Source organism: Amycolatopsis sp. SID8362 (genome assembly GCF_010550475.1).
Taxonomy (GTDB): domain Bacteria; phylum Actinomycetota; class Actinomycetes; order Mycobacteriales; family Pseudonocardiaceae; genus Amycolatopsis; species Amycolatopsis eburnea.
This window is the reverse complement of sequence record NZ_JAAGNB010001292.1, coordinates 1-1835: the sequence shown is the minus strand read 5'-3', so window position 1 is coordinate 1835 and position 1835 is coordinate 1. Positions and strand designations below refer to the sequence as shown.

Below are 1835 nucleotides of genomic sequence, written 5' to 3'. Positions count from 1 at the left end.
GGCGCCGCACGATCACGACCGGCTGACAGGCACCTCCCGCTCCGGTGCCTGCCGCGGTCACCGCACCAGAGCGTCACGGCCGCCGGGCGGCCTCCACGCTGCCTCCGAAACCTGCGCCGAGCCCTGGCGCCGCACGATCACGACCGGCTGACAGGCACCTCCCGCTCCGGTGCCTGCCGCGGCCACCGCACCAGAGCGTCACCGCCGCCGGGCAACCACCACACCGCCGCCGAAACCTGCGCCGAACTCCGGCGCCGCACGATCACGACCGGCTGACAGGCACCTCCCGCTCCGGTGCCTGCCGCGGTCACCACACCAGAGCGTCACCGCCGCCGGGCAACCACCACACCGCCGCCGAAACCTGCGCCGAACTCCGGCGCCGCACGATCACGGCAGGCTGACAGGCACCTCCCGCTCCGCTTGACGTGAATGACTCATTCCTGTCCTCCGACGACAGGAATGAGTCATTCACGTCATCCGGCCCTCACCGCACCAGGGCGTCGTGGCCGAGGAGGTCGCCGAAGACCGAGACCGCGCGGTCCACCGCGTCGTCGTCGACGCCCGCGTGGGTCACCGCGCGGATGCGGTCGTGGCCCAGTTCCTCCACCCGGATGCCGCGGCGGCGAGCCGCCTCGATCAGCGTCCGGGTCGTGTAGCGGTCGTCGCGGACCTTGAAGAACACCATGTTCGTCAGCGGCGGGCCCGGGTCGAGGCGGACGCCCGGGATGCGGGACAGGCCGCGGGCCAGGCGGGCGGCGCGGGCGTGGTCGTCGGCCAGGCGCTCGGTCATCTCCGTCAGCGCCACGATGCCGCAGGCCGCGATCATGCCGGCCTGGCGCATGCCGCCGCCGAGCATCTTGCGCATGCGGCGGGCCGCCGCGATCGTCACGCGGTCGCCGACCAGTACCGAGCCGATCGGCGCGCACAGGCCCTTCGACAGGCAGATCTGCACGGTGTCCGCGTGCTTCGCGACCTCCGCCGCGCTGACGCCGAGCGCGACCGCCGCGTTGAAGAGGCGGGCGCCGTCGAGGTGCAGGGCGACGCCGTGGGAGCGGATCAGCCGGGACACCTCGCTCAGGTAGTCGAGCTGCAGTGGCAGCCCGCCGCAGCGGTTCTGCGGCGTTTCCAGGCTGAGCACCGCGGGCGGCGCGATCTGCGGGTCGCTGCGGTCGACCGCGCACGCCTCGGCGATCGCCGCCGGGTCGATCGTGCCGTCGGGCAGGTTCGGCAGCGGGTCGTAGACGATGCCGCCGCACAGGGACGCGCCGCCGGCTTCGTAGACGTAGACGTCGGATTCGTGCCCGACGATCGCCTTGCCGCCGCGCGGGCAGTGCGCCAGCAGCGCGGTCAGGTTGGCCATCGTGCCGCTCGGCATCAGGCAGCCTGCCTGCTTGCCGAGCAGCTCGGCGGACAGCTGCTCCAGCCGGTCCACGGTCGGGTCCTCGCCGTAGACGTCGTCGCCGAGCGGGGCGCGCGCCGCCGCTTCCAGCATCGTGGGCGTCGGCAGGGTGAAGGTGTCGCTGCGGAGTTCGACGTGCGCGCCCTGGGCAGGCTCCGGCCGGAAGGTCGCGAGGTCGTCGGCGAAAGTGGTCACAACAGGCTCCTTGGCGGTCAGCGGATGAGGGTTCGGACGGCGTCGTCGAGGCCGATTTCGGCCTGGTTCCAGCGCCAGCGGCGTTCTTCTGCGGCCGCGCGGATCCGGCCGAACGCGGTTTCGGCTTCGGTCACGGCGGCGAGCACGGACTCCCGCGCCGGGCCGCCGCCGTACGCCGCGTGCTGCGCGACTTCGGCCGGGTCGAGCGCGGCCAGGACGTGCGGTGGCTGCCCGGCCAGCC

The 1835-nt window shown here is 73.5% G+C and carries 2 protein-coding genes; both read right to left on the bottom strand.

What is annotated here, in order from left to right; genetic code table 11:
* Positions 1-484: 484 nt before the first annotated feature.
* Entirely contained in the window at positions 485-1594 is a 1110-nt protein-coding gene (locus G3I65_RS39905; RefSeq protein WP_309235943.1) for a GntG family PLP-dependent aldolase, read from the bottom strand.
* Between the two features lie 17 nt (positions 1595-1611).
* A partial coding sequence (locus G3I65_RS39900) for a hypothetical protein (protein ID WP_160700678.1) occupies positions 1612-1835 on the bottom strand: 224 nt, incomplete at its 5' end.